At 70.3% G+C, this 21922-nt stretch carries 29 protein-coding genes and 1 pseudogene; 15 read left to right on the forward strand and 15 right to left on the reverse strand.

Annotated elements, in window-relative coordinates; all coding sequences use genetic code 11:
• Positions 1 to 65 precede the first annotated feature (65 nt).
• On the forward strand, positions 66 to 572 hold the full coding sequence (locus tag FB391_RS06725; RefSeq protein WP_246093397.1) for a GNAT family N-acetyltransferase: 507 nt from the start codon (positions 66 to 68) through the stop codon (positions 570 to 572).
• Between the two features lie 7 nt (positions 573 to 579).
• Here FB391_RS06725 and FB391_RS06730 read toward each other — a convergent pair whose 3' ends face one another.
• On the reverse strand, positions 580 to 915 hold the full coding sequence (locus FB391_RS06730) for a cupin domain-containing protein (protein ID WP_141893711.1): 336 nt from the start codon (positions 913 to 915) through the stop codon (positions 580 to 582).
• Between the two features lie 162 nt (positions 916 to 1077).
• Between FB391_RS06730 and FB391_RS06735 the strand changes: the two genes are divergently transcribed.
• Positions 1078 to 2775: a Na+/H+ antiporter gene (locus FB391_RS06735; RefSeq protein WP_141893712.1), complete on the forward strand. Its 1698-nt coding sequence runs from the start codon at positions 1078 to 1080 to the stop codon at positions 2773 to 2775.
• Positions 2776 to 2807: 32 nt separating this feature from the next.
• Entirely contained in the window at positions 2808 to 3272 is a 465-nt protein-coding gene (locus tag FB391_RS06740) for an ASCH domain-containing protein (protein ID WP_141893713.1), read from the forward strand.
• A 39-nt stretch (positions 3273 to 3311) separates the two neighbouring features.
• Here FB391_RS06740 and FB391_RS06745 read toward each other — a convergent pair whose 3' ends face one another.
• From FB391_RS06745 to FB391_RS06760, 4 genes are all read right to left on the reverse strand, one after another.
• Entirely contained in the window at positions 3312 to 3929 is a 618-nt protein-coding gene (locus tag FB391_RS06745) for a TetR/AcrR family transcriptional regulator (RefSeq protein WP_141893714.1), read from the reverse strand.
• A 67-nt stretch (positions 3930 to 3996) separates the two neighbouring features.
• Positions 3997 to 4353: an SPW repeat domain-containing protein gene (locus tag FB391_RS06750; RefSeq protein ID WP_141893715.1), complete on the reverse strand. Its 357-nt coding sequence runs from the start codon at positions 4351 to 4353 to the stop codon at positions 3997 to 3999.
• A 120-nt stretch (positions 4354 to 4473) separates the two neighbouring features.
• On the reverse strand, positions 4474 to 5502 hold the full coding sequence (locus FB391_RS06755) for an LLM class flavin-dependent oxidoreductase (protein ID WP_141893716.1): 1029 nt from the start codon (positions 5500 to 5502) through the stop codon (positions 4474 to 4476).
• A 60-nt stretch (positions 5503 to 5562) separates the two neighbouring features.
• Positions 5563 to 6015, reverse strand: a complete 453-nt coding sequence (locus tag FB391_RS06760) for a MarR family winged helix-turn-helix transcriptional regulator (protein WP_141893717.1) — start codon at positions 6013 to 6015, stop codon at positions 5563 to 5565.
• 124 nt (positions 6016 to 6139) lie between these two features.
• Here FB391_RS06760 and FB391_RS06765 point away from each other — a divergent pair, with 124 nt between their 5' ends.
• From FB391_RS06765 to FB391_RS06775, 3 genes are all read left to right on the forward strand, one after another.
• Positions 6140 to 7357 (forward strand): MFS transporter, encoded by a 1218-nt coding sequence (locus FB391_RS06765; RefSeq protein ID WP_141893718.1) that lies wholly within the window; start codon positions 6140 to 6142, stop codon positions 7355 to 7357.
• Between the two features lie 70 nt (positions 7358 to 7427).
• A complete protein-coding gene (locus tag FB391_RS06770) occupies positions 7428 to 7919 on the forward strand; it encodes a bifunctional nuclease family protein (protein ID WP_141893719.1) in 492 nt (163 codons plus the stop codon).
• A gap of 84 nt (positions 7920 to 8003) precedes the next feature.
• Entirely contained in the window at positions 8004 to 9395 is a 1392-nt protein-coding gene (locus FB391_RS06775) for an FAD-binding oxidoreductase (RefSeq protein WP_141893720.1), read from the forward strand.
• A gap of 88 nt (positions 9396 to 9483) precedes the next feature.
• Here the strand turns inward: FB391_RS06775 and FB391_RS06780 are convergent, their stop codons facing one another.
• Complete coding sequence (locus tag FB391_RS06780; protein ID WP_141893721.1) at positions 9484 to 10197, reverse strand: MBL fold metallo-hydrolase; 714 nt, start codon at positions 10195 to 10197, stop codon at positions 9484 to 9486.
• Positions 10198 to 10293: 96 nt separating this feature from the next.
• On the opposite strand from FB391_RS06780, the gene FB391_RS06785 reads away from it, so the two are divergent.
• Positions 10294 to 10818 (forward strand): TetR/AcrR family transcriptional regulator, encoded by a 525-nt coding sequence (locus FB391_RS06785; RefSeq protein ID WP_141893722.1) that lies wholly within the window; start codon positions 10294 to 10296, stop codon positions 10816 to 10818.
• A 79-nt stretch (positions 10819 to 10897) separates the two neighbouring features.
• Here FB391_RS06785 and FB391_RS06790 read toward each other — a convergent pair whose 3' ends face one another.
• The 4 genes from FB391_RS06790 to FB391_RS06805 form a co-directional block, all read right to left on the reverse strand.
• Positions 10898 to 11461: a dihydrofolate reductase family protein gene (locus tag FB391_RS06790; protein WP_141893723.1), complete on the reverse strand. Its 564-nt coding sequence runs from the start codon at positions 11459 to 11461 to the stop codon at positions 10898 to 10900.
• Positions 11462 to 11527: 66 nt separating this feature from the next.
• Complete coding sequence (locus tag FB391_RS06795) at positions 11528 to 12463, reverse strand: RNA polymerase subunit sigma-70 (protein ID WP_141893724.1); 936 nt, start codon at positions 12461 to 12463, stop codon at positions 11528 to 11530.
• 9 nt (positions 12464 to 12472) lie between these two features.
• Complete coding sequence (locus tag FB391_RS06800; protein ID WP_141893725.1) at positions 12473 to 12838, reverse strand: hypothetical protein; 366 nt, start codon at positions 12836 to 12838, stop codon at positions 12473 to 12475.
• A complete protein-coding gene (locus tag FB391_RS06805; RefSeq protein WP_185842993.1) occupies positions 12835 to 13503 on the reverse strand; it encodes a winged helix-turn-helix transcriptional regulator in 669 nt (222 codons plus the stop codon). The genes FB391_RS06800 and FB391_RS06805 overlap by 4 nt, the downstream gene beginning before the upstream one ends.
• 94 nt (positions 13504 to 13597) lie before the next feature.
• Here FB391_RS06805 and FB391_RS06810 point away from each other — a divergent pair, with 94 nt between their 5' ends.
• Complete coding sequence (locus FB391_RS06810) at positions 13598 to 13981, forward strand: nuclear transport factor 2 family protein (RefSeq protein ID WP_141893727.1); 384 nt, start codon at positions 13598 to 13600, stop codon at positions 13979 to 13981.
• 11 nt (positions 13982 to 13992) lie between these two features.
• On the opposite strand, the gene FB391_RS06815 is transcribed toward FB391_RS06810, so the two are convergent.
• Together FB391_RS06815 and FB391_RS06820 are read right to left on the reverse strand one after the other, a co-directional pair.
• Positions 13993 to 14349: a DUF6804 family protein gene (locus FB391_RS06815; protein ID WP_141893728.1), complete on the reverse strand. Its 357-nt coding sequence runs from the start codon at positions 14347 to 14349 to the stop codon at positions 13993 to 13995.
• Between the two features lie 71 nt (positions 14350 to 14420).
• A complete protein-coding gene (locus tag FB391_RS06820; protein ID WP_141893729.1) occupies positions 14421 to 14855 on the reverse strand; it encodes a VOC family protein in 435 nt (144 codons plus the stop codon).
• 82 nt (positions 14856 to 14937) lie between these two features.
• On the opposite strand from FB391_RS06820, the gene FB391_RS06825 reads away from it, so the two are divergent.
• The 4 genes from FB391_RS06825 to FB391_RS06840 all read left to right on the forward strand — a co-directional run bounded on the left by FB391_RS06825 (position 14938) and on the right by FB391_RS06840 (position 17481).
• Positions 14938 to 15336: a hypothetical protein gene (locus tag FB391_RS06825; protein WP_141893730.1), complete on the forward strand. Its 399-nt coding sequence runs from the start codon at positions 14938 to 14940 to the stop codon at positions 15334 to 15336.
• 212 nt (positions 15337 to 15548) lie between these two features.
• A complete protein-coding gene (locus FB391_RS06830; protein ID WP_141893731.1) occupies positions 15549 to 16532 on the forward strand; it encodes a TIGR03557 family F420-dependent LLM class oxidoreductase in 984 nt (327 codons plus the stop codon).
• Between the two features lie 150 nt (positions 16533 to 16682).
• Positions 16683 to 17021, forward strand: a complete 339-nt coding sequence (locus FB391_RS06835) for a carboxymuconolactone decarboxylase family protein (protein WP_141893732.1) — start codon at positions 16683 to 16685, stop codon at positions 17019 to 17021.
• A 16-nt stretch (positions 17022 to 17037) separates the two neighbouring features.
• Positions 17038 to 17481: a cupin domain-containing protein gene (locus tag FB391_RS06840; RefSeq protein ID WP_141893733.1), complete on the forward strand. Its 444-nt coding sequence runs from the start codon at positions 17038 to 17040 to the stop codon at positions 17479 to 17481.
• A gap of 37 nt (positions 17482 to 17518) precedes the next feature.
• Here the strand turns inward: FB391_RS06840 and FB391_RS19900 are convergent.
• Positions 17519 to 17886: pseudogene (locus tag FB391_RS19900) on the reverse strand (DUF6855 family protein).
• Positions 17887 to 18208: 322 nt separating this feature from the next.
• Here FB391_RS19900 and FB391_RS06850 point away from each other — a divergent pair.
• On the forward strand, positions 18209 to 18481 hold the full coding sequence (locus FB391_RS06850; protein ID WP_221886288.1) for a DUF6458 family protein: 273 nt from the start codon (positions 18209 to 18211) through the stop codon (positions 18479 to 18481).
• A gap of 504 nt (positions 18482 to 18985) precedes the next feature.
• On the opposite strand, the gene FB391_RS06855 is transcribed toward FB391_RS06850, so the two are convergent.
• Together FB391_RS06855 and FB391_RS06860 are read right to left on the reverse strand one after the other, a co-directional pair.
• Positions 18986 to 19663 carry an aquaporin gene (locus tag FB391_RS06855; protein WP_141893734.1) on the reverse strand — a complete coding sequence of 226 codons (678 nt, stop codon included), beginning with the start codon at positions 19661 to 19663 and terminating at the stop codon, positions 18986 to 18988.
• Complete coding sequence (locus FB391_RS06860) at positions 19660 to 20010, reverse strand: ArsR/SmtB family transcription factor (protein WP_141893735.1); 351 nt, start codon at positions 20008 to 20010, stop codon at positions 19660 to 19662. Before FB391_RS06860 ends, FB391_RS06855 begins: the two co-directional genes overlap by 4 nt.
• Before the next feature lie 86 nt (positions 20011 to 20096).
• Between FB391_RS06860 and FB391_RS06865 the strand changes: the two genes are divergently transcribed.
• Both FB391_RS06865 and FB391_RS06870 read left to right on the forward strand, forming a co-directional pair.
• Entirely contained in the window at positions 20097 to 21413 is a 1317-nt protein-coding gene (locus FB391_RS06865; protein WP_141893736.1) for an NAD(P)-binding domain-containing protein, read from the forward strand.
• Positions 21410 to 21922 (forward strand): GNAT family N-acetyltransferase, encoded by a 513-nt coding sequence (locus FB391_RS06870; RefSeq protein WP_141893737.1) that lies wholly within the window; start codon positions 21410 to 21412, stop codon positions 21920 to 21922. Before FB391_RS06865 ends, FB391_RS06870 begins: the two co-directional genes overlap by 4 nt.

Below are 21922 nucleotides of genomic sequence, written 5' to 3' on the forward strand. Positions count from 1 at the left end.
GATCTCGGCGAGAGCACATGATGCCGGCATCCGGAACGGGCCGTCCGCCGGGTACGCTCGACCGGGTGAACCCCCGCACCCTGGCCGCCGGCTCCGTCCTCCGTGAAGCGCGCCCGGGTGACGAACCCGGCATCCTCGCCTGCATCCGGGCGCTTGCGGAGTACGAGCGCGAACCCGACGCGGTCGAGAACACGGTGGAGGCGCTGCGCGAGACGCTGTTCGGGCCGGCGCCGCAGGCGTTCGGCCACGTGGTCGAGCGCGAGGGCGTCGTTGTCGGCATCGCGCTGTGGTTCGTGACCTACTCGACGTGGACGGGCCGCCACGGCATCTGGCTCGAGGATCTCATCGTGCTGCCCGAGCACCGAGCCGCCGGCTACGGCAAGGCGCTGATCGCGTCGCTCGCCGCCGTGTGCGCGGAGCGCGGCTACTCGCGCCTGGAGTGGACGGTCCTGGACTGGAACGAGCCCGCGCTCGGTTTCTACCGCTCGATCGGCGCGGAGCCGATGGATGAGTGGACCACTCAGCGCATGAGCGGCGACGCGCTCACGGCGCTCGCGGCGGTGCTCGACTGAGGCCGCGTCAGGGCACGCGATTCGAGACGGTCAGCAGCACGACAGCGTCGTCGAGGGCCGCGAGGCTGTGGCGGCGCGGCGGGATCGTGAGGTGGTCGCCCGAGACCCCGTCCCAGGACTCGTCGCCCGCGATCAGCCTCACCCGGCCGCGCAGCACCTGCAGCGTGGCCTCGTGCGGGCTCTCGTGCTCGGCCAGCTCATGGCCGGCGCGCAGGGCGATGACCGTCTCGCGCAGGGCGTTCTCGTGGCCCCCGCGGATGGTGCGGGCGGCGCGGCCGCTGGAGGCGTCCCGCGCCGTCGCGGTCAGCTCGTCGATCAGATCGGCCAGGTCCGTGCTGTCCATCGGCATCGCCTTCGTCCACCCATCGCCTCGATCGAGGCCGTCGGTTCGGATGGCCGGAGTCTACCGGCGAGGGCCGTCGCGAAGACAGAGCGGCGCGTCATCCGGGAATCCTCGCGCCCGCCCCGCGGTTGCGAGGATCATTGCACCGAAGGGAGCCGCCCCATGAACGGACTCGAGGTCACCGTCCTGGTCGGGATCACGGTGCTCACGGGCGCCATCCTCGCGCCCAGGCTGCGCATCGCCGTGCCGCTGCTGCTACTGATCGCCGGCCTCGCGCTCGGATTCATCCCCGAGGTGCGCGAGATCGTGCTGCCTCCCGAGACGGTGCTGCTGCTGTTCCTGCCGGTGCTGCTGTTCTGGGAGAGCCTCACGACGTCGCTGCGCTCGATCCGGCGGGACTTCCGCGGCATCGTGCTCTCGAGCACCGTGCTCGTCGTGGCCACCGCCTTCGCCATCGCGGGCATCGCCTGGGCGCTCGGTCTGCCCTGGAACGCGGCGCTCATCCTGGGCGCCGCGGTGGCGCCGACGGACGCCACCGCCGTCGCCGCGCTCGGGCGCATGCTGCCGCGCCGCAACTTCATGAACCTCAAGGCCGAGAGCCTCACCAATGACGGCACCGCTCTCGTCCTGTACGGCGTGGCCGTCGGCGTCGCGGTGGGCGGGCAGTACACCCCGCTCGACATCACGTGGCTGGTGCTGCTGTCGTACATCGGCGGTGCCGTCGCGGGCCTCGTCGTGGCGGGGGTGGCCTACCTGGTGATGCGCCGCGTGCGCAACACGCTGAACCTCAACATCGCGCTGCTGCTCGTGCCATTCACCGCGTTCCTGCTGGCCGAGCTCATCCATGCCTCCGGCGTGCTGGCGGTCGTGGTCGCGGGCCTCATCGTGGCGTACATCATGCCGCGCATCAGCACGGCCGCCTCGCGGCGGCAGGCGCAGTGGACGTGGCCGCTGGGATCGTTCCTGCTCAACGGGTCGCTGTTCGTCATCATCGGGTTCGAGGTGCAGGCGGTCGCGCATGAGATCCCCGGTCGCGAGATCGGCTGGCTGCTGCTCGTGACGGTCGCGGTGTGGCTGGGGCTGCTGATCACGCGTTTCCTGGTGCAGACGGCGTCGGTGATGGTGATCCGGATGCTGGACCGCAGACCGTCGCAGCGCCTGCGGCGCACCACGTGGCGTTCGCGCGTCGTGAGCGCGGTGGCCGGATTCCGCGGCGCCGTGTCGCTCGCCATCGCGCTGTCGGTGCCGCTGACGACGTCGGCGGGCGATGCCCTCCCGGGACGCGACGAGATCGTGTTCATCACCGCGGGCGTCATCGTGCTGACGCTCCTCGTGCAGGGGCCGCTCCTACCGACCGTCGTGCGGTGGGCGCGCTTCCCCGAGGATCTCGCGATGAAGCAGGAGCTCGAGCTCGCCGAGCGGGCGATCACGGGTGCCGCGCTCACGGCGGTCAAGGACCTCGCCCACGACCACGGCATCAGCGAAGAGACCCGCGACCGCCTGACGCGCGACTACTACGAGTTCCTCGAGCGCAACAACGAACGCGTGCAGGCGCGTCAGCAGGCTGAGGTCGACCGTCAGATCGCGGATCTCGATCGCCGCATCGGAGAGACGGATGCCTCAGCGGAGGCCTCGCTCGAGGCCACGACCGTCCTGGTGGCGGCGCCCGACCCGCTCCCTTCGCCGCGAGAGCGCGACGAGGAGTACTCGAAGCTGCGGATCGCCGTCCTCGACCGCAAGCGCGAGGTGCTCTACCGCCTGCGGCGCGAGGGCGTGGTCGATGACGCCGTCGTGACACAGATCCAGACGCGTCTGGACGTGGAGGAGCTGCGGATCACCGGCGTGGAGATCCTCGACTGAGTGGATGGGAGGAGCAGCCGTACGCTGGTGCGGTGACCGTTCCTCCCACCCCGGCCGAGTACTGGGCGCATCGACGTGCCGAGAATCCGGGGCTGCCCGAGAAGGTGCCCGAGGCGTGGGCGTTCGGCGCCACCCCGGCGCACGCCGACGGACTGCTCGCGCTCGTCGTCGCCGGGGTGAAGACCGGCACCGCGTCGTCGCTGTGGGACCTGGATGCGACCGGCGAACCGCTGCCGCGAGTCGGCGACTTCAGCATCATCCTCGACGGCGCAGGCGCGCCGGCCGCCGTCATCGAGACGACCGCGATCGAGATCGTGCCGTTCGACCAGGTCGGCGCCGAGCATGCGCACGCCGAGGGCGAGGGCGACCGGTCGCTCGCCGCCTGGCGCGACATCCACGAGCGCTTCTGGCGGGACCACTCCGAGAACCCGCGCGGCTTCGAGCCCGACATGCCGGTCGTGTGCGAGCGGTTCCGGCTGGTGCACCCGCAGAACTGACCGACGGGATGCCGGCGCCGCCGGAACCCGGATCCGCCGTCAGGCCGCCGGCGTCCCGAGCCCGGCGGAGATGAGGTCGGCAAGGGCGGGCAGATCGCCGATCGTGGCCGGATCGGCGACCGCAACCGCCCCGTCGCCCGCATCGCCCGCCGTCTCGTCGGGAGCGTCCTCGGCCAGCGGAGGCGTCGTGATGATGGCCACCCAGGCGGCGGCTGCGACGCGCACGCGGTGCGCGGCGATGGGGTGCAGGATGCTGGCGCCGAGCACCCGTTCCACGACCGACTGGAGCTGACGGCGGTAGTCGCGCAGCCTCGCGCGCACCTCGGGGTGCGTGCGATGCTCGCGCCACACGATGACGCGCCGCACCTCCGACTCCTCCTGCAACTCGTGCAGCCGACGGGTCACGTTCAGCAGTGCGCGTGCCGGGTCGCCGGTCGCGACGAGGGCGGAGGTGTCGACGGCGTCGAGGTCGAGGCGCTCGGCCACGAGCGCGCGCAGCAGATCCGTCTTGCTCGGGAAGTAGTAGAAGAGCAGACCCTTGGGCACGCTGGCCAGTTCGGCGATCGCCGCTGTCGGCGTCGCGTCGAAGCCGCGCTCGGCGAACAGCCGCTCGGCGGCGTCCAGGATGAGCGTGCGGCTCTGCCTGCTGCGGGTCATGTCGGGCTCCTCGTCGAGAACGGCGGGGGCGTCGGTCGCATCCGGCGCCCCCGTCTCGGCCCGCAGCTCAGTGCGGGAGGGTGCGGTCGTGCGTATGCATGGCCGGTCTGACGGCCAGCGCCGCGACGATCACCGCGATGGCGCCGCCCACCCAGCAGACCCAGGCGATCCCGGACTGCATGTCGGCGTAGCCGCCGAGCCACGGGGCGAGGAACAGCACTGCGCCCAGGGCGAGCTGCACGTACTCCATCGCAACCATCCCGGGCATCGCCAGGTTCACGACACCCGAGGCGATGAGCAGAGCACCGGCGCCGATCATCCACGGCATGGATGCGCCCATCTGGGGCATGAGGAACGCCGACAGCACGACGACCAGGCCCACCCCCACGGCGACCCAGTCCTCCCAGCGAGTCCACTTCTTCATTCGGATCTCCTCCTTCCGAGACCTGATGGCTCCCGATCGGGGGTCGTATCCACGGTAGATCTGACTGACCACCCGGTCAAGAGTGTGCGCGCCTCGCGTGACCCGTCCGGCGACAGCGGCTCAGCCGCGCGTGGAACGCCAGCCGAGTTCGGGGGCGACGTACTTCGCGAACGACTCGACGACCCGCAGGTTGAACTCGACGCCGAGCTGGCTCGGGATGGTGAGCATCAGCGTGTCGGCGGCGGCGATGGCCGCGTCGTCCTTGAGCTGCTCGACGAGGACGTCGGGCGCGGCCGCGTAGGTCTTGCCGAACGTGGACCGGATGCCGTCGATGACGCCGATCTGGTCGCCGTCCTGACGGCCGCCGAAGTACATCTCCTCTTCGGCGGTGGTGATGGGGAAGATCGAGCGGCTGACCGACACCCGAGGGGTTCCGGGGTGACCCGCGTCGCGCCATGCGGCGCGGAACGCGTCGATCTGCTCGGCCTGCAGCAGGTCGAACGGGCGGCCGTCGGCCGCGGTCAGCAGCGTCGACGACATGAGGTTCACGCCGACGCGACCGGCCCACTCGGCGCTGTCGCGGTTGCCGGCGCCCCACCACACGCGTGAGCGCAGTCCGGGGGAGTGCGGCTCGATGCGCTGCAGTCCGCTTCCGCCGCCGAACGGCGAGTTCGCGTCGCGCTCCGCGAGCCCCTCGCCGTCGATCGCGCGCAGGAACAGGTCGAAATGCTCGCGCGCGATGTCGGCCCCGCGCGGGTCCTCCGACCCCGTGTAGCCGAACGCCTCGTAGCCTCGCACGACCGACTCGGGTGACCCGCGGCTCACGCCCAGGGCCAGTCGTCCGTCCGAGATCAGGTCGACCGCTGCCGCCTCTTCTGCGAGGTAGAGCGGGTTCTCGTATCTCATGTCGATCACACCGGTGCCGACCTCGATGCGCTCGGTGCGCGCGGCGATGGCCGCGAGCAGGGGCATCGGCGACGCCTGCTGCCGTGCGAAGTGGTGCACGCGGAAGTATGCGCCGTTGACGCCGAGCTCGTCCATGCCCTGGGCGAGGTCGATCGCCTGGTGCATCGAGTCTGCGGCGGTCAGCTGGCGTCCGCCGCCGAGCGGGCCGTAGTGGCCGAACGAGAGGGTTCCGAAGCGTTCCATGTCGACTGCAACCGTACGCTCGCGGCATCCATTCCGGTGAATGGATGCCGGGGGTGGGGATCAGGCCGGCTGGGCGACGCCCGCCTGGAGCGCCTCGACGACGGGTGCGAGCTCGGGCTGCTGGGAGGCCTCGGCGAGCACGCGCGCGAGGGTCTCGTCGTGGATCGGATGCGCGCGCTCGTACAGCGCCCGGCCGGCGGGGGTGAGCTCGGTGTAGATGCCGCGGCGGTCGTCGGCGCAGAGGACGCGCGTGATGAGCGCCCGGTCCTCGAGGCGCGTGACCAGCCTCGTCGTCGCGCTCGGGCTCAGCGCCGTCGCGCGGGCGAGCTGCTGCATGCGCATGTGCCATCCGTCCTGCCGGCTGAGCGCGTCGAGCACGGTGTACTCCACGACGGAAAGGTCGACGGATGCAGCCAGCGCGCGCTCCAGTGCGGTGTCGATGAGTCCGTGCAGGGCGGCGAGGGTGCGCCAGCCCTGTGCGCGCACTTCGACGGCGTCGTCGGCGATGCCCATGGATTCCTCCTCGGTCGACGCAAGGGTAGTTGCTTGCGCAAATACACCGCGTATGCAACTATGTATCTCGCTTGCGCAATATCCCGCGTGTGCAACTACTCGACAGTGTAACAGGAGATCCCCCGTGCCACTCGGACTCATCGCCCTCGCCATCGGCGCATTCGGCATCGGACTCACGGAGTTCGTCATCATGGGCCTGCTTCCCGCGGTCGCGCAGGACTTCGGCGTGACCGATGCTGCGGCAGGCTGGCTCATCTCGGGCTACGCCCTCGGGGTGGTGGTCGGCGCGCTGGGGCTGACCGCGGCGACCACGCGCCTGCCGCGCAAGCCCGTGCTCCTCGGGCTCGTGGTGCTCTTCATCGCCGGCAACCTGCTGACCGCCGTCGCGCCGGACTACGCCCTCGCGATGACGGGGCGTGTGCTCGCGGCACTGTCTCACGGCGCGTTCTTCGGCATCGGCTCCGTCGTGGCGGCGAGCCTCGTCGCGCCCGAGAAGCGCGCGGGCGCGATCGCGATCATGTTCACCGGACTCACCGCGGCCAACGTGCTCGGCGTGCCGTTCGGCACCTTCATCGGCCAGCAGTTCGGATGGCGGTCGACGTTCTGGGTGATCTCGGCGATCGGCGTGCTCGCTCTCGCCGGCATCGCCGCGCTCGTGCCGGCGGCCAAGGTTCCGCAGGAGCGCATCAGCCTGCGGCGCGAGCTGCGCGCGTTCCGCTCGACGCAGGTGTGGCTGTCGCTGGTGGTCACCGTGCTCGCCTTCGGTGGCATGTTCGGCGCGTTCACCTACATCGCGTACACCCTCACCGAGGTGAGCGGCTTCGCGGCGAGCACGGTGCCGTGGCTGCTCGTGCTCTTCGGTGCGGGTCTCGTCGCCGGCAACTGGCTGGGCGGACGCCTGGCCGACCGTCGTCTGGACCTGACGCTCGTGGTGTTCATCGGTGCCCTCGTGGTGGCGCTGGTCGCCTTCGCGCTGCTCGCGGGATCGCCCGTGGCCACGATCATCGCGCTGGTGCTCATGGGCGCGTTCGGCTTCGGCACCGTGCCGGGCCTGCAGAGCCGCATCATGGACTACGCCGACGGCGCGCCGACGCTCGCGTCAGGCGCCAACATCGGCGCGTTCAACGTCGGCAACGCGCTCGGCGCGTGGGCGGGCGGCGTGGGCATCAGCGCGGGCCTCGGCTACACGGCGCCGGTGTGGATCGGCGCGGTGATCTCGGCCGCCGGGTTCGTCGTGATGGTCGTGGCGGCGCTTGCCGCGCGTCGCGTACGCGCCGCCGTGGTCTCGCCGCGCGCGGCGGTGCCCGTCACGGCGAGCACGGTGCCCGTCCGCGTCGGCTGATCGCGCGACATCGACCGGTACGGCGTGTGCACCCCTGTCCGGGTGTGCGCGCCGTGCTTACGATGGCACCATGGTCCAGGTCCGTGTTGCCGGCGTCGCGCTCGATGCCTCGGGGCAGCACGTGCTGCTGCTGAAGCCCGTCGACCAGATGCCGGGCGACGGCTATGTGCTGCCGATCTGGATCGGGCAGCTCGAGGCCACGTCCATCCTCGTGGCCGTGGAGAACGCCGACGTCCCGCGTCCGCTCGCGCACGATCTCATGCGCTCGATGCTCGTGGCGCTGGACGCCGTCGCGACGCGCGTCGAGGTCACGCGTGTCGAGGACGGCACGTTCTACGCCGAGGTGACGCTGTCGACCGCCCTGGGCGACCGCGTGGTGGATGCGCGCCCGTCCGACGCGATCGCGCTCGCGTCGCGGGTGGGCGCGGCGATGTGGGTCGCCGACGAGGTCATCGCCGAAGCGGGCGTGCCCGACGTGCTCACCGACACCGACGCCGCCGAGCGGCTCGACGAGTTCAAGAAGTTCCTCGACGACGTCGAACCCGAGGACTTCGACGGCTGACGTGTATCAGGAGCGGGGGATGCCGCTCCATCACGGGGTGTGCTGCGCAGATGACGCGGCCCCTCCCGACCGAAAGGCATCCCCATGTCGTTGAACGACCTCGCCATCGACGTTCCGCACGCGGCCGCCGGCGCTGCCGTCGCCGAGCTGCGCGCCCTGGGCGACAAGGTGCTCCTTCCCGGCGACGCCGGGTTCGACGCCGCCCGGACCCCGTGGAACCTCGCCGTCGTGCAGAACCCCTTCGCCGTGGCCGTGCCGCGCTCCGCCGCCGACGTCGTCGACGTCGTGCGTGCGGCGGTGCTGTCGGGGCTGCGCATCGCGCCGCAGTCCACCGGCCACGCCGCTGCCGCGCTGAGCGAGACCGACCTCACCCACACCGTCATCGTGTCGCTGAAGGGCCTGCGCGGCGTCGAGGTCGATCCGCAGGCACGCACCGCCCGTGTCCTGGGCGGATCGCTGTGGAACGACGTGCTCGAAGCAGCGGCACCCCACGGGCTCACGGCGCCGCACGGCAGCGCCGGCGATGTGTCGGTGGTCGGCTACCTTCTCAACGGCGGGCTCTCGTTCTACGGCCGCGCTCACGGACTCGCCGTGAACACGGTCCGCGCCGTCGAGGTCGTCACCGCCGACGGCACGGTCGTCCGTGCCAGCGCCGACGAGCACACCGACCTGTTCTGGGCGCTCCGCGGCGGGTCGGGAGCCTTCGGCGTCGTCGTCGCGATCGAGATCGACCTGCTGCCGATCGCCGACATCTTCGCCGGCATGCTGCTGTGGGATGCCGTGCACGCGGGCGAGGTGGCGCGCGCCTGGGCGCAGTGGACCGCGACGGCGCCCGAGTCCGCCACCACCGCGCTGCGCATCCTGCACCTGCCTCCGCTGCCGGAGCTGCCACCGTTCCTGTCGGGTCGCTCGCTCGTGGTGATCGACGGCGCGATCGAAGAGACGGATGCCGCGGCATCCGCTCTGCTCGAGCCGCTGCGCGCGCTGCAGCCCGAGATGGACACGTTCGCCCGCATCCCTGCGCCTGCTCTCGTGCAGGTGCACATGGACCCGCCCGAGCCGTCGCCGTCGGCGACGTGGCACGCGATGCTCGGCGAGCTGCCGGGTGACGCGGTGGACGCCTTCGTGGCCGCGGCGGACGAGCCCGGCCTGTTCGTGCACGAGCTGCGGCACCTGGGCGGTGCGCTGAACCGTCGCCCCGCGCAGGGCGGCGCGGTCTCATCGCTCGCCGGGGAGTACGCGCTGCACGCGGTCGCGATGGTCCCCGTTCCCGAGGCGGCACCGGCTGCGACGGCCGCCGTGCACGCGGCTGTGGCGGCGCTCGCCGCCTGGCACATCGACGCGCTGGCGCTCACCTTCGTGGACGCTCCCGGTGCCGACCGCTCGCTCGGGTTCGGTGCGGCGCGGGCGCGCCTGCGCGCGCTGAAGCTGGACTACGACCCCGCGAACCTGTTCGCCGCGGCACGCCCGGTCTGACCGGATCGGGGCGCACGGCATCCGTTCGGGGCGCACCGCGTGCGCCCCGAACGGTTACGGCGCGCCCCGAACCCGGCAACGGGACGGCTCAGGCCGCGCCCTTTCGGACCTCGGCGGCCACCTCGTCGGGGGAGCCGCGCCACGGCGTGCCGTGCCCGGGAAGCACCCACGACGCCTTCAGGCCGGAGAGGTGCTCGAGCGATTCGAGCGCCTCGGCCGGCTCGTCGGTGAAGGGCGCCGGCTGCAGGCCGGTGCGGCCGGTCAGCACGTGCCGTGTCGTGAGGGCGTCCCCGACGAAGACGGCGTCGGCGAGCTCGGAGTACACGGCGATGCTCCCGGCCGAGTGCCCCGGCATCCCGACGACCACCGGTGAGCCGGGCAGATCCAGCACGTCCCCGTCGTGCACCTCGACGACCTCGCTCACGTACTTCGTCGGCATCGCGCGCTTGCGCAGCGCGTAGGTGAAGAATCCGACGGTGGGGCCGAGCTTCATCGGGGGCATCTCGACCTTGCCCTTCTCGCCGGTGCGGGCGCGCTGCGCGTCGGCCTCGTGCACGTAGACGGGCACGCCGTGGTCGCGGCGCAGGCGCTCGGCGAACCCGATGTGGTCGCTGTCGCCGTGGGTGAGCACGACGCCCTTGACGTCGTCGGGGGTGAGGCCGAGGCTCTTCAGCTCGCGGACGAGGTCGCCGTAGTGGCCGGGCAGTCCGGCGTCGACGACCGTGACCCCGTCATCGGTCACGATGAGGTAGACGGCGACGATGTCGTTGCCGATGCGGTGCAGGTGCGGTGCGAGCTTCATGTCGGGATCCTGAGGGTGTCGGTGGTGTGGGGGTTGGCATGGCTACGATACGTAGCTATCATGGCTACTGTCAATAGCCATCGCGAAAGGACCGACATGCCGACGCCGGAGCGCACGACGAACGCCGAGATCATCGCCGCCGGACGCGACCTGCTCGAAGACGCGGGGCTCGCCGGCCTGACGATGCAGAGCGTCGCCCAGCGCGTCGGAGTGCGCGCACCGTCGCTGTACAAGCGCGTGCGAGACCGCGACGCGCTGGTCGACGAGGTGGCCGCCGCGAGCGTGGCCGACCTGACCGGCAGGCTGGAGGCATCCGATCGCTCCCTCGAAGGGCTCGCACGCGCCTACCGCGCGTTCGCGCACGAACGTCCCGAGGGGTTCCGCCTGATGTTCGGCGGGACGGTGCCGCAGGCGACGCTCGACCGCGCGGGACTCATGATCGTCCAGAGCGCGGGAGAGCTCGCGGGCGAGGCGCACGCGCTGGATGCCGCACGTCTGGTCACCGCGTGGGTCACGGGGTTCGTGCACATGGAGCTGGCCGGGGCGTTCCGGATGGGCGGCGATGTCGACGCTGCCTTCGACTACGGTCTCGCGGCGCTGCGCCGGGGCATCGGCGTCTGAACGCCGGGTCGCGTCCGCATCGGTCGCGCCCGCGCCGGGGATAAGCGGTAGCCGGTGCTCCCCGGCGCGGACGCGGGGTTCACGCCGCGGTGCGGTGCGCCCGGTGCACGGTGAGGCTCGCGGGTCCCGTGAGATCGGACGACACCAGCTCGAGCTGCACGGCATCCGCGAATAGGCGGCGGCCCGCGCCGACGGCGGTGGGGAACGTGATCAGCCGGTACTCGTCGACGAGATCCGCCGCGCGCAGCGCGTCGACGACCGAGTGGCTGCCGATCACGACGACATCGCGGGTCGCGAGGGTCTCGGTGACCCAGTCGACCGGCGACGCGGTCACCGGATGCGAGTTCTGCCACACGTCGTGCGGAAGCGGGCGGCTCGTCACGACGGCCTTCTCGGCTCGGTTCATCGCCTGCGCGAACGCGTTGTCGCGCGTCGGCCACAGCGTCGAGAAGTGGTCCCACGTGCGCCGCCCGAACAGCAGCACTCCGGTGTCGAAGATGCTCCCCAGGCGGAACTTGTCGCCCGCCACCCCCTCCGGCCCGTAGGCCATCGCCCAGCCGCCGAACGGCGTGCCACCGCGTCCGTCCGGATCCTCGACCACGCCATCCAGCGTGATGTACTGCACGACGATCAGTCGTCCCATGTCGTCCTCCTCGTGTCGTCCCGCTCGCGCGGGTTCACAGGGATATACGGTCGGGATGCCGCGAACTCATCGCTCGGCCACGGATTCCTGCAGCAGCGCGAAGAGCCGAGCGTCCTGGTACACCAGCACGTGGCTGATGGCGCCGGCGGCGTCGCCGTCGAACAGCTGCACGGTGTGCGGCTCGAATCCCTCTGCCGTCACGCGGGACAGCAGAATGCCCGGCTGCCCGTTTGCCGAGACGGGCTCCGTGCGCCAGGCCGTGCCGCGGCGCGAGAAGAACTCCGCCATGAACGCGCGGTATGTGTCGCGGCCCGTGGACCACGCGGGCACCGGCGGCATCTCGAAGACGACGTCCTCCGAGACGAGGGCCGCGAGCGCATCGACATCGGCCCGTTCGATCGCCCGTGCGTAGCGCTCGACGGCGGTCGGCGCGAGGTCGTGGGGACGGTGCGTGCCCGCCGCGATCGCGGTGCGGGCGCGCTGCAGCGCCGAGTTCGCCGATGCGACCGACACGTCCAGCACGGCCGCCGTCTCGCCGGCGGACAGGCCGATGAGATCGCGCAGCACATACGCGCCGCGTTGCAGCGGAGACAGCGACTGGAGCATCGCGGTGACAGCGAGGCGGACGTCGCCGCGCCGCTCGGCGGCCGCTTCGACCTCGGATGCCGCCACCCAGCCCGTCGGCGCCGGCATCAGCCACGGCACGTCGAACGCGGGGACCAGCGGCGCGCCGATCTCGATCCCCGGCGCCTGCAGGTCGCGGGGGAGCGGGCGGCGCGGCGCGTCGCGCAGCCGGTCGACGCACACGTTGCGAGCAATGCGGAACACCCAGGTGGCGAGGCCGGCGCGCGCGGGATCGAAGGTGGCTCGCGCCTTCCAGGCACGTTCCAGCGCGTCCTGCGCGGCGTCCTCCGCCTCGAAGGGCGAGCCGAGCATCTGGTAGCAGAACGCGAGCAGGCGCGGTCGAAGCCCCGTCAGCTCGTGGGCGTCGAACGTGCTCACAGCGCGAGCCTAGAGGCCCGCGCCGACGTCCGTCTCGTCGTCGCCGACCAGCGACACGACGTGATCCAGCGCTTCCTGTGCGAGGGGCGTCCAGCGCGCGAGCGTCGACTCGCGGTCGCTCCGAGCCGGCACGGCGATCCACTCGCGCATCGTCCGGGTGCCCATCGTGACCTCCTGCGCATCGCCCTGCGCGACGAGCGCGACGGCGCGTTCGCGCGGCAGCTTCACGATCAGGCGGTCGTCGTGGCCGAGGAACGCGACGATCTTGCCCCTGGCGCGGATGCCGGGACTGCGGAACATGGTGCCGATCGTGAGCGGCTCGTCGTGCACGAGTCTCGCGGCGACCTCGTCGAGGAGCTGTGCGTCGACGGTCATGGCAGTGCCTCCTTGAGGTGCGGCATCCCTGCGGGGTATCCGCCGACCACGCGGCGAACGGCTTCGACGTCCCCCGAGATCATCCCCGCCGACGCCGCGGCGTCGATGGGGAGCTGTCCGGTGAACAGGGCGACCAGCGCGCCCGGATCGCCGTCGACGACGGCCGCCGGCTCGGCGGTGGGCGTGCTCGCGGCGACCTCGATCGAGCCGCCGTCGACGGCGATGTCGCAGCCGTCGTCGAGTGAGCCGACACGGACGACCTGCGGCGGCGAGCCGGGCGCGTTGTCGCGGCACAGTCCGCGCAGCGGCAGCTGCAGCCAGTGGGCGCGGAACTCCTCGTGCGCGGAGGGCGGGCTCATCGTCGGCGCTCCCCATTTGACGAGCTCACGGAGCGCCCCCTCGAGCGCGGCGCCGCGCGGAGTGAGCGCGAACACGACCACGTTCGCGGGTCGGGGCAGCTGCATCCGCACGACCAGGCCCGCCGACTCCATCTCGCGCAGGCGCGTGGCGAGCAGGTTGGTGGCGATGCCGGGGAGCCCGCGCTGCAGGTCGGCGTACCGAGATGGGCCGAGCGACAGCAGCTCGCGCACGATCAGGAGCGTCCAGCGGTCACCGACGACGTCGAGCCCGCGGGCGAGAGCGCAGTACTGGCCATAGGACCTCACGGAGCGAGCATAGCGCGCGGGGGTTGACAAAGAAACGCAGTCGCTTGACTATTTCAAGTGACGCTGGAATCGCGCACCGTGAACGGAGGACGCCATGACCATCAACACGTCTGTGGCCGAGAGTCCCACGCTCTCGCGGTACTACGACGTGCTCCGCGCCGGCGCCGAGGCGTATCGGGACGGGCGCGACCTGCTGCCCCTGCTGGCCGACGACTTCGTGTTCGACGGCCCGATCGCGGGTCGCGTCGCGGGCGGCGCTCGCTTCGCGCACGGCGTCCGCGGGTTCGTCGAGAACGTGCGCGAGATCACGCTGCTGCAGGTCGTGACCGGGGATGCCGCGGCCGCAGTGCTCTACGACGCCGAGATGCCGGGCGGGGCGGTGCGGTTCTCAGAGTTCTTCGTCTTCGATGGCGACCGGATCGCCGAGCTGCGGATCCAGTACGACGCGGCCGACTACCTTGCGAAGGGCGGGCGCTGAGGGTCGCGCCCTCAGCGCTTCTTCGCGTCGCCCTCCGTGGGGCGGTACTTGATCATTCCGCCCGCGACGAGGAACACGACCGCAGCGACGGGCTGCGCGGCGATCCAGACCGGTCCGCTGAAATCGAACGGATAGATCGGGTTCCAGATCACGGCGATGGCCGCGAACACCGGCAGCCACCACCATTGCCTCGCCTGCACCGCGAACCATCCGACGATGACCGCGAGGATCGCGACGACGAACCGGATCAGCAGGAACCAGTCGTTGCCGATCAGCAGCGGCGCGAGAAAGAGTGCGATCGCGGCGAGCACGCCGGGGGCGAGCGCATTGCGCTGGTACGCGACAGGCTGCGGGGTGCGTGCACTCATGCCTCGATCCTTTCACCTTGCCGCGCGGTGCCGTGCCGCAGTGGCGGGGCCGGGATGTCGGGACCGCGGTCTCACTGGAGGCAGAACTCGTTGCCCTCAGGATCCTGCAGCTGGTAGTAGTGCTCGCCCCAGGGTCCCCACCGCTGGTCGATGGTCCGGGTGACGGTCGCCCCCAGCGCGACGAGCCGATCCTTCTCAGCTTCGAGGATCTCGTCGTGCGTGCGCGCGTCGTCCGGATCGCGTGCCACGTTGACATCGAGATGGATGCGGTTCCGCTCGGACTTCGGGCCATCGGCGTGATGGAAGAACAGGCGGGGACCCTTGCCCTCGGGGTCCTCGGCGAGGGCCCGCTTGCCGAGATCCTCCTCTGTCAGCCCGGAGTCCAGCAGCTGCCGGCGCAGCGGGTCCTCCCACTCCATCGCCGGGTAGCCGAACACCGCTGACCAGAAATGCGACAGTGCGCGGGGGTCGTCCGCGTAGAACGTGATGTTGCCGAGTGTCGCCATCGTCCGCCTCCTTGCGTCGGACACCACCATCGCAGGGGCCTCCGACAGGCGCAACGGAGGGCACGGAAGCTAGGCTCGCAGCGTGCCCGCCACGCAGTCGCCACGTCCGCGTACGTCGTCGACGTCGCGCACGGCGTTCTGGGTCGTCGCGGCACTGGGGCCGCTGAGCGCGGCCATCGCCTGGTTCTGGTACGGCTTCGCGCAGGCCGAGGCGCAGTCCGAGCAGGGGAAGGCACTCGCAGCAGGGACCACGATGGCAGGTTTCGCGGAGGTCGTCGGCGGCATCCCGCTGGTGCTCGCCCACATCGTCGGAGTGGGACTCCTCGTGACGCTCGGCTGGTTCGGCTATCGCGGCCGAGGCATCGCTCTCGCGCTCGGTGCCGTGCTCGTCGCGAGCCTCATCGGGGTCGGCGTCGCTCAGTTGACGTACGGTGGCGAGCTCTTCGACCTCGGCATCGGCAACGACACGTTCGTGCCCTGAGGCGCTGCGGCACGGGTCACTTACAGAAGCCCTGCATCGAGACGGCCCATCGTTCCCCGAGCGACGCGTGCGACTGCACGACGAGGATGAGCGGGATGTGACCGAGGTGGCGTCCGCAGCCCTGCCTAGTCGATCGGTCGCCGGTCAGCAACCCCCGTTCGCCGGGCCGTCGCCTCCTCCTAGCGTGAGGGCACGAGCGTGAGGAGCAGCCGATGGCGAATTTCGGGTACACGTTGATGACCGAGCAGAGCGGTCCGAAGGACCTCGTCCGGTACGCGCAGGCGGCGGAGCGCGCCGGATTCGACTTCGAGGTCTGCAGCGACCACTACTCGCCGTGGCTGGTGAGTCAGGGACACTCCCCGTATGCGTGGGCGGTGCTCGGCGCGGTCGCCCAAGCGACGGAGCGGGTCGAGCTGATGACCTACGTCACATGCCCCACGATGCGGTACCACCCTGCGGTGGTCGCGCAGAAGGCGGCGACGCTGCAGCTGCTCGCGGACGGCAGGTTCACCCTCGGGCTCGGCTCGGGCGAGAACCTCAATGAGCACACCGTGGGCCGCGGGTGGCCCACGGTGGATGTGCGGCAGTCGATGCTGGAGGAAGCGGTGCACATCATCCGTGCACTCCACGGGGGCGAGTTGACGACCTTCGCGGGCGACCATTTCCGTGTGGACTCCGCGAGGATCTGGGATCTGCCCGACGACGGCGTGCCCATCGGCATCGCCGTTTCGGGCGACGATTCCATCGAGCGGTTCGCGCCGCTGGCCGATCACATGATCGCCGTTGAGCCGGACGAGAAGCTCGTGTCGGCATGGGAGGCGAGCCACCAGGGCGCGGGAGCTCGCAAGATCGGTCAGGTGCCGATCTCGTGGGACCCCGACAAAGAGGCGGCGGTCGACCGCGCGCATGACCAGTTCCGGTGGTTCGGCGGCGGATGGGCCGTGAACGCGGACCTGCCCACGACGGCAGGATTCGAGGCGGCGAGCTGCTTCGTACGCCCGGACGATGTCGCCGGCTCGATCGCCTGCGGCCCGGATCTCGACGAACTGGCCGCCGCTGCGGGGCCCTACCTCGATGCCGGTTTCACCGACATCGCATTCGTGCAGGTCGGCGACCAGGCACAGGACCGGTTCCTGGCGGAAGCCGCCGGCCCTCTGTTGGAGAGGGCGCGCGCGCTCACTGAGCATCACGCTTGACTTAGGCCGGTCGAGGTCGACAGCGTTCTCCTGCATCGAGGTGCACGGGGGTGTTCTCCGGGTACACCCTTGACGAGAGACTCCCGCCGGCGATATGAAGCGCGTTCCATAGAAGAGTCCGGTTGCTCGATAGGACGCGAGGAGAAGCGCATGACTGACACCACAGATGACCCGGGCTGGACCGGCGGGCAGAACGCCTTCGGTGAGTTCGCCCCGGGGATGGTGCACTACACCGACAGGGTCCTCTTCGACGAGGTGTGGGAACGCCCGGGTCTGTCCAAACGGGATCGGAGCCTCGTCACCATCGCAGCGCTGACCGCGATGGGAAAGATGGACCAGCTCCGATTCCATCTCGGGTTCGCTCGCCGCAACGGCGTCACCGACGAGGAGCTGAGAGAAGCCCTGCTGCAGTTGGCGTTCTACTCCGGCTGGCCCAACGGGATGGGTGCGACCGCGGTGCTGAAGAACATCATCGAGGACGACGAGTGACAGGCCGGGAGACACCATGAACGACCACGGATTCGAGCAGATCTTCCCGCTCGGGGAGACGAACGACGCCTACGCCCAGTACTTCACGGGGCAGAGCTACAACGCCCCACTGACTGACGGCGCGGTGCCGGTCGCGAACATCTCGTTCGAGCCCGGCTGCCGCAACAACTGGCACATCCACCACGGCACGAACGGCGGAGGAGACCAGATCCTGATGTGCACGGCCGGCAGCGGCTGGTACCAGGCCGACGGCGAGGAACCCGTCAGTATGGTGGCGGGCACCGTCATCCGTGTCCCGGCCGGCACCAAGCACTGGCACGGTGCGAAGTCGGACTCCTGGTTCAGTCACGTCGCCTTCATCACCCCCGGCGACGGCGTGAGCAACGAATGGCTCGAACCGCTCGCCGACGACGAGTACCGCAGGCTGCCCGCGAGCACCGACGACGGAGCGAGCGCATGAGCAGTCGCCCGACGCGCCGCCCGGCGGACGCCGTCGGTCAGGTCGTTGCGAGGGCTCGCACGCGGTTGCCGCGTGCGTTGTGCTCCAGCTCCACCAAGCCGAGCTCCTCGAGGAGGGGCGGAAGATACATCCCGAATCGGCCCCGGTAGCCCTTGCGGGTGCCGTACCAGCCTCCAAGGGGTTGGCCTCCGAGCGTCCCCACGCTTCTACGGTGCCCTCGGCCGCAGGCTTCTGCTCGTCGGCCGAACCGAGGGGCACCCAGCCGGCTTGTTCGACGAGCCATCCGTGGAGGTCTTCGACTGCACGTGCCTGGTAGGTCAGACGGGTGCTGCCCACCTTGCACACGAGCTGCTCGCCGTCCCGGTACATCGTGTACTCCGATGTGCCCGGTGCTGTGCGCAGCACCTACGGATCGGAGTTGGTCCCCGCTGCCATTGTCTTCCCCTCGCAGTCCCTGAGCCTCAGTGTGCTCTGCGGAGTGCCTCCAGCAAGGGCAGCCTCCGGTCGACCTCGACACGGTCGGCCCCCTGCCCCTACGCTCGCCGCGGCCTGTCGTACGTCGAGCGGGGGCTGTGTCGGTGGCGGGTGTCTCCGATCGACTACAGCACCCGTCCGAGCGGTGTCAACCCTCCGCGCGGTGTCGGCGCGCGCGTCATGATCGCCAGCGGGCGGTGTCGCCGCCCGGCAAGGGAGGGGCGGGTCGACCTGCCCGGAAAGGGAACAACCCATGAGCATAGGAACTGGAATCGCACTCTTCGCGATCGGCGCCATCCTGGCGTTCGCGGTCAATGTCGACGTCGGATGGGTGAGCCTCGACATGGTGGGCTACATCCTGATGATCGCCGGAGCCGTCGTCTTCCTCGTCGGCATCGTGCTGCTGTTCCGTCGTCGTCGCAGCGACACGGTGACCCGCACGGTGGCGGATCCCGTCGCCCCGCGCGCCGAACCCGGGATCTCCCACCGCATCACTCGTGAGACGGACGACACGGTCGGCCTCTGACCGGGTTCAAGGCAGGAGCGTCGCAGCCAAACCGGGTGCGACGCTCTGACCTTTGATGGATCGCGGCGTCGACTGGCCACGAGATCTGAATCGAGACGCGCAGATGCCTGAAGGCCGGGTCCCTTCTCGACTGCGGCGGGGAGCTGCCAGCGTGACGGCGTATAGCGAGAACGATAGGAGGGCGAATGAGGCGGCCGTGAAGGTCCAGATCGTCGGCTCCGCGGCCGCAGGGGCGATTGCGCCGGTCGCGACGACGGCGCAGACGACCATGACCCGTCCCGGGGGCCGATCCAGCCAGCGACCGACGGGGATCGCGCACCCAGCCGACATCAGGAGACCCAGTGTGATGGCGAAGAAACTGAGCCGTCGTCCCAGCCCGTGTCGGCCACGATGATCGGGGCGGCAACGAGGATCGCGTAGTAGAGGACTTCCCAGGCGACGACTTGGGCCAGTGCGAGCGCCGTCAGCCGGCGGCCGCTCGCAGCGTTCGGGGTCAATCGCTTGTTACGCCGGCGCGGCGGTGGTCGTGGGGAAGACTCCGCGGATGGCGACGTAGCCGATCGCTGCGCCCACCGCCTGTGCGGCGATGAATGGCAACGCCGACGCGGGCGCGATGCCGGCGAACGTGTCGGTGAACATGCGGCCCACGGTGATCGCCGGGTTCGCGAAGCTCGTGGACGACGTGAAGAAATACGCAGCCCCGATGTACGCGCCCACCGCGGGCGCTGCCAGGTGCGATCGTCCGGTGCGTACGAGCGCGAAGATCAAGAAGATGAGGCCTGCCGTCGCGACGACCTCCGACAGCAGCCGTGGACCGTCGGCCCGGTCGGTCGTGCTCCAGGCGACGGCCGGCACCGCGAACATGAGGTTCGCGAGGATCGCGCCGACGATGCATCCGAGGATCTGCATCGGCACGTAGACGGCCGCCGTGTCCCACTTCTTCCGGTGCAGCGCGATGTCGACGAGAGTGACCACGGGGTTGAAGTGCGACCCCGACACCGTGGCGAAGACGAGGATCAGCACGGCGAGACCCAGAGCTGTCGCGAACGCGTTCTCGAACAGCTGCAGCCCGACATCCGTGGGGGAGAGCTGCTGCGCGGCGATCCCCGACCCGATGACGACGGCAGCGAGTCCTGCGCTGCCGAGGAACTCGCCTGCGGCAGCGCGGATGGCGTGGGTCATGAAGCGACGAGCAGCTGTGACACCCGGTCGAGCGCCCCGGGGACAAGTTTGAAGTACGCCCATGTGCCACGCTTGCTTCGGGTCAGGAACCCCGCGTTCGTGAGGATCTTCAGGTGATGCGACACGGTCGGCTGGCTGAGTCCGACGGGCTCGATCAGGTCGCACACGCACGCTTCGGAGTCCTCCGACGCGGCGACGATCGACAGCAGGCGCAGGCGCGTCGGATCGGCCAGGGCCTTCATCGTCCCCGCGAGCTGGTCGGCCTCTTCGGCGGTCAGCGGTTCGCGGACCAGAGGCGTGCAGCACACGCCGGCGGTGATGTCGGTCACGTCGAGCATCGTGGTCATACATTGAGACTAGTCGATATTGACAATCGTCGATAGAGCGATGCAGAATCAAACATCGAAGTTCATCGATATCACTGGAGGATGTTGTGACCCTGCTCGACCTGACTCCCCGCGTCGCCGACACCAGCCGCATGACGGCACTGCCGGTCGCGATCATCGGCGCCGGCCCCATCGGTCTGGCGGCCGCCGCCAATCTGGTGGAGCGCGGCACTGATTTCATCATCTTCGAGGCTGGCGACGAGGTCGCATCCAGTGTCCGCTCGTGGGGTCACACGCGCCTGTTCTCGCCGTGGAAGCACCTCGTCGACCCGGCGTCTCGTCGTCTGCTCGAGCAGCAGGGGTGGGTGCTGCCCGACCCCGAGCGTGCGCCGTCGGGCGCCGGGCTCGTCGAAAAGTACGTCGCTCCGCTCGCCGCGCTGGAAGAGATCGCGCCGCACATCCGGACGGGTGCCGAAGTGATCGGCGTCACGAAGGACGGCATGGACCGCACGCGCACGGCCCGTCGCGCCGCGACGCCGTTCTCGGTGCGGGTGCGGACCGCCGATGGGCAGGTGGACGACATCGCAGCGCGCGCCGTGATCGATGCGTCCGGAACCTACCTCTCACCGAACTCGCTGTCCTCCAGCGGGCTCGAGCTGCTGGGCATGACCGAGATCGCCGACCGTGTGACCGCGGCGCTGCCAGATGTTCTGGGACGGGACCGTGCCGAGTTCGCGGGCAGACGGGGGACCGTCGTCGGTGCCGGGCACTCTGCCGCGAACACCCTGCTCGCGCTGGTGAAGCTGGCGCGGGAGGAAGCCGGGACCACCGTGACCTGGCTGATCCGCAACGCGAAGGCCGTGCGGGTGTCCTCGTCGCCCGATGACGAGCTCATCGGTCGGGCCGATCTCGGCAGCCGCGTGGATCGTGCCGTGGAGCGTGGTGACATCGCGCTCGTCGACGGCTTCGAGATCATCCGGGCCCGCCGCGCGGGCGACGCGGTGGAGCTGATCGGGCATCGCCACGGAGAGGTGGTGACTCACGAGACCGACATCGTCGTGAATGCCACAGGATTCCGCCCGAACCTCGACATGCTGCGGGAGATCCGGCTGGAGCTGGACGAGATCGTCGAAGCGCCCAAGCGCCTCGCCCCGCTCATCGATCCGAACGTCCACTCGTGTGGGACGGTGGAGCCGCATGGCTTCCGGGAGCTGACTCACCCGGAGCAGGGGTTCTTCATCGTCGGCATGAAGTCGTACGGTCGCGCGCCGACCTTCCTGCTCGCCACCGGCTACGAGCAGGTCCGATCGGTGACGGCGTGGCTCGCCGGCGACACCGCGTCCGCCGCGAACGTCGAGCTGGTGCTTCCCGCGACGGGCGTCTGCTCGACGGATGCCGGCAGCGGCGGTTCCTGCTGCTCATGACCCGGATCCGCGTCATGGAGCGGGCCGATTGGCCCGCGGTCGAGCGGATCTACGCGCAGGGCATCGAGGACGGAGAGGCGACCTTCGAGGTCGCCACTCCGACCTGGAGCGCGTTCGACGCCGGCAAGCTGCCCGCGCTGCGGTTCGTCGCCGTCGCGAAGGACGGCGCTGTGTGTGGCTGGGTGGCGGCATCCCCTGTCTCCTCTCGCCCTGCCTACCGTGGGGTCGTCGAGCACTCTGTCTATGTGGACCGCGCCGCGCGGGGACGTGGCATCGGGCAGCTCCTGCTGGGAGCGTTCATCGCGGCGGCCGAGGATGCGGGTGTCTGGACGATTCAGTCGAGCATCTTCCCGGAGAACGCCGCGAGCCTGCGACTTCACCAAGCTGCTGGATTCCGCGTCGTGGGGCGGCGGGAGCGGATCGCCCGGGCCGGCGTCGGACCGCATGCCGGGACCTGGCGAGACACGATCCTGATCGAGCGCCGCAGTAGTCGAGTGGACGGAGCATGA

This window comes from Microbacterium kyungheense (assembly GCF_006783905.1).
Lineage (GTDB): Bacteria > Actinomycetota > Actinomycetes > Actinomycetales > Microbacteriaceae > Microbacterium > Microbacterium kyungheense.

What these genes read in the sequence shown, in the direction of transcription:
- FB391_RS06835 (WP_141893732.1), top strand. Translation starts at nt 16,683, where the DNA reads ATGACTGACACCACAGATGACCCGGGCTGGACCGGCGGGCAGAACGCC.
- FB391_RS06785 (WP_141893722.1), top strand. Translation starts at nt 10,294, where the DNA reads ATGCCGACGCCGGAGCGCACGACGAACGCCGAGATCATCGCCGCCGGA.
- FB391_RS06770 (WP_141893719.1), top strand. Translation starts at nt 7,428, where the DNA reads ATGGTCCAGGTCCGTGTTGCCGGCGTCGCGCTCGATGCCTCGGGGCAG.
- FB391_RS06755 (WP_141893716.1), bottom strand. Translation starts at nt 5,502, where the DNA reads ATGGAACGCTTCGGAACCCTCTCGTTCGGCCACTACGGCCCGCTCGGC.
- FB391_RS06830 (WP_141893731.1), top strand. Translation starts at nt 15,549, where the DNA reads ATGGCGAATTTCGGGTACACGTTGATGACCGAGCAGAGCGGTCCGAAG.
- FB391_RS06855 (WP_141893734.1), bottom strand. Translation starts at nt 19,663, where the DNA reads ATGACCCACGCCATCCGCGCTGCCGCAGGCGAGTTCCTCGGCAGCGCA.
- FB391_RS06840 (WP_141893733.1), top strand. Translation starts at nt 17,038, where the DNA reads ATGAACGACCACGGATTCGAGCAGATCTTCCCGCTCGGGGAGACGAAC.
- FB391_RS06775 (WP_141893720.1), top strand. Translation starts at nt 8,004, where the DNA reads ATGTCGTTGAACGACCTCGCCATCGACGTTCCGCACGCGGCCGCCGGC.
- FB391_RS06745 (WP_141893714.1), bottom strand. Translation starts at nt 3,929, where the DNA reads ATGACCCGCAGCAGGCAGAGCCGCACGCTCATCCTGGACGCCGCCGAG.
- FB391_RS06750 (WP_141893715.1), bottom strand. Translation starts at nt 4,353, where the DNA reads ATGAAGAAGTGGACTCGCTGGGAGGACTGGGTCGCCGTGGGGGTGGGC.
- FB391_RS06735 (WP_141893712.1), top strand. Translation starts at nt 1,078, where the DNA reads ATGAACGGACTCGAGGTCACCGTCCTGGTCGGGATCACGGTGCTCACG.
- FB391_RS06780 (WP_141893721.1), bottom strand. Translation starts at nt 10,197, where the DNA reads ATGAAGCTCGCACCGCACCTGCACCGCATCGGCAACGACATCGTCGCC.
- FB391_RS06860 (WP_141893735.1), bottom strand. Translation starts at nt 20,010, where the DNA reads ATGACCACGATGCTCGACGTGACCGACATCACCGCCGGCGTGTGCTGC.
- FB391_RS06850 (WP_221886288.1), top strand. Translation starts at nt 18,209, where the DNA reads ATGAGCATAGGAACTGGAATCGCACTCTTCGCGATCGGCGCCATCCTG.
- FB391_RS06800 (WP_141893725.1), bottom strand. Translation starts at nt 12,838, where the DNA reads ATGACCGTCGACGCACAGCTCCTCGACGAGGTCGCCGCGAGACTCGTG.
- FB391_RS06790 (WP_141893723.1), bottom strand. Translation starts at nt 11,461, where the DNA reads ATGGGACGACTGATCGTCGTGCAGTACATCACGCTGGATGGCGTGGTC.
- FB391_RS06870 (WP_141893737.1), top strand. Translation starts at nt 21,410, where the DNA reads ATGACCCGGATCCGCGTCATGGAGCGGGCCGATTGGCCCGCGGTCGAG.
- FB391_RS06760 (WP_141893717.1), bottom strand. Translation starts at nt 6,015, where the DNA reads ATGGGCATCGCCGACGACGCCGTCGAAGTGCGCGCACAGGGCTGGCGC.
- FB391_RS06820 (WP_141893729.1), bottom strand. Translation starts at nt 14,855, where the DNA reads ATGGCGACACTCGGCAACATCACGTTCTACGCGGACGACCCCCGCGCA.
- FB391_RS06730 (WP_141893711.1), bottom strand. Translation starts at nt 915, where the DNA reads ATGGACAGCACGGACCTGGCCGATCTGATCGACGAGCTGACCGCGACG.
- FB391_RS06815 (WP_141893728.1), bottom strand. Translation starts at nt 14,349, where the DNA reads ATGAGTGCACGCACCCCGCAGCCTGTCGCGTACCAGCGCAATGCGCTC.
- FB391_RS06810 (WP_141893727.1), top strand. Translation starts at nt 13,598, where the DNA reads ATGACCATCAACACGTCTGTGGCCGAGAGTCCCACGCTCTCGCGGTAC.